The sequence below is a fragment of the Monashia sp. HAY1-2A genome, from assembly GCF_056755315.1.
Window position 1 is genome coordinate 1 of sequence record NZ_JBNDHY010000430.1, and the last position, 270, is coordinate 270.

Sequence of the window (270 nt, forward strand, 5' to 3'; positions counted from 1 at the left end):
GACCCCGCAGTACTTCATCAACGTCCCCGCCGACGATCCCCTGGGCAGCCAGGCTCCCCTGTTCTACGGGCCCATCCAGCAGGGCAAGGACGGCTGGAACGCCGCGTTCTTCTGCGGCTCCAATGCGATCCTGCGCCGGGAAGCCCTCATGCAGCTGGGCCTGGTGGGCTACGTGAAGGCAACGGAGAAGAGCATCCGGCGCGCCCTTGCGGCATCCCGTACCGCCATCAAGAAAGCTCGCCGCTCGGCCGAGGCTGAAAACCCGCTGGT

Annotated in this window: 1 pseudogene; it reads left to right on the plus strand. The window is 66.7% G+C overall.

Annotated features, from left to right (window positions below):
* Positions 1 to 270 (plus strand): annotated as a pseudogene (locus ACPYOM_RS22600) (cellulose synthase); the annotation flags it as partial.